Origin of the sequence: Sulfurovum sp. bin170 (genome assembly GCF_010892395.1) — a bacterium.
Taxonomy (GTDB): Bacteria; Campylobacterota; Campylobacteria; order Campylobacterales; family Sulfurovaceae; genus UBA1140.
Genome location: NZ_JAACKB010000019.1, coordinates 1 through 2,255, shown reverse-complemented (window position 1 = coordinate 2,255; position 2,255 = coordinate 1). Strand labels below are relative to the sequence as shown.

At 38.4% G+C, this 2,255-nt stretch carries 2 protein-coding genes; both read left to right on the top strand.

All coding sequences use genetic code 11. From position 1 onward, the window contains the following. Positions 1–1,116, top strand: a 1,116-nt coding sequence (locus GSY74_RS00585; protein WP_164663162.1) for a class I SAM-dependent DNA methyltransferase, incomplete at its 5' end; no start/stop codon positions are given. Then, positions 1,113–2,255: restriction endonuclease subunit S (locus GSY74_RS00580; protein WP_164663161.1), on the top strand; the 1,143-nt coding region annotated here is incomplete at its 3' end. The genes GSY74_RS00585 and GSY74_RS00580, both read left to right, overlap by 4 nt.

Genomic DNA, 2,255 nt, shown 5'->3' with positions numbered 1-2,255 from the left:
ATGCTCTCCAATCCTCCTTTTGGTGTAGAGTGGAAGAAGGTTCAAAAAGAAGTAGTCGATGAGCATAAACTCAAAGGGTTTGATGGACGGTTCGGTCCTGGGCTACCTCGTGTCTCTGATGGTTCACTTCTTTTCTTGTTGCATCTTATCTCTAAAATGCGTCCTGTAGGTGAAGGTGGTTCTCGTATAGGTATCATCCTTAACGGTTCTCCTCTCTTTACGGGTGGTGCTGGTTCAGGTGAAAGTGAGATACGCCGATATGTTTTAGAAAATGATCTACTTGAAGCCATCGTTGCCATGCCTAATGATATGTTCTTCAATACAGGCATCGCTACTTATATTTGGATACTTTCAAATCATAAAAGTAAGGAGCATAAAAACAAGGTACAGCTTATCAATGCTGCCAAGATGGGTGAGAGTATGCGTAAGTCTTTAGGTTCTAAGCGTAAAGAGCTAAAAGAGGCAAGTATAGATGATATTACCCGTCTGTATGGAGCTTTTGAAGAGAATGAGATCTCTAAGATATTTGATACGACTGACTTTGGTTATAGACGCATCACTGTGGAGAGACCGTTACAGCTAAGTTACTATCCTCATGACAGTGAGAGGGTTGATGCACTCAAAGAAGATAAAGCCTTTGTTAAACTTGACAAAGCACTGCAAGATGAGATACTAACTGCACTTGCTGACATCAAAGAAGAGAAAATAAGTGATAGAGAACTGTTTGCTAAAAAGTTAGATGTAAAACTTACTGCTTCACAGTTTAAGCTGATCCAAAAACATATCTCTGAGCATGATGATGAGGCAGTACTTTGTCGAGACAAAAAAGGTAAGCTAGAGGCTAACCCTGATCTGCGTGACAATGAAAATATACCACTTTCTGAAAGTATAGAAAGCTATTTTGCAAGAGAAGTAAAACCTCATGTACCTCTTGCATGGATAGATGAGAAGAAGACGGATGACAAAGATGGTAAGGTCGGTATAGTCGGCTATGAGATACCATTTAACCGTCACTTCTATGAGTATGTTGCACCTAGAGCATTAGAAGAGATAGATGCTGAACTGGATGCAGTTACGAGTGAAATCATGAAGCTATTGAAAGAAGTACACTCGTGAGTAAATATCAGCCGTATTCTGAGTATAAAGATAGTGGTATTAAGTGGTTGGGGGAAGTACCTGAGCATTGGAAAAAAACTAGGCTTAAATTTTTAGGCTTTACTTATGGTGGTCTGTCTGGGAAAGCTGGAAAAGATTTCAATCAAGAAGATAATAAGTTCAGTAAACCTTTCATCCCTTTTACAAACATTGCAGGAAGTAGTTATATTAAAGATGATTACTTTGGATTAGTTATTATAAATGAAGGGGAGTCTCAAAATAAAGCAAAAAAGAATGATTTATTTTTCTTGATGAGTTCAGAAGATTATGAAGACCTAGGCAAGGCATCATTATTGCAATTTGATGTAGATGAATTATATTTAAATAGCTTCTGCAAGGGCTTTAGGCTAACTTCAAAAAACTTAGATCCCAAGTATTTAAACTTTTTACTGTCAGGCGATACCTATAGAAAACTACTTTACACTCAAGGAAATGGATTTACAAGAATAAACCTTAGACTTGAACGATTAAATGATTTAGTTTTATCTCTTGCTCCTACTCTCGAAGAGCAAACCACCATCGCCAACTTCCTCGACCGTGAAACTACCAAAATAGACACCCTCATAAAAAAACAGCAAGTGCTGCTCGAACTGCTAAAAGAGAAGCGACAAGCGGTCATCTCTCACACTGTCACTAAAGGTCTTGATTCGAATGTAAAGATGAAAGATAGTGGTGTGGAGTGGTTGGGAGAGGTACCTGCGCATTGGGGAGTTAAAAAAGTAAAATACCTATTTGAGATACGAAAGAGAATATCTGGTGAGCTTGGTTACCCCATCCTGTCCATTACTCAAAAAGGTATCAAGGTAAAAGATACTGAGAGCGGTAAGGGTCAGTTGTCAATGGATTACTCAAAATATCAGTTTGTAAAAGTTGGAGATTTTGCAATGAATCATATGGACTTACTTACAGGCTTTGTTGATATATCCAAGCATCATGGTGTAACTAGCCCTGACTACAGGGTCTTTGCAGCAAGAGATAAGAATCTAGTAACTCAATATTTCCTCTATCTTTTTCAAATGGGGTACATAAATAAAATCTTCTATGGATTTGGTCAAGGTAGCTCTCAGTTCGGACGATGGAGACTGCCAACAGACCAGTTT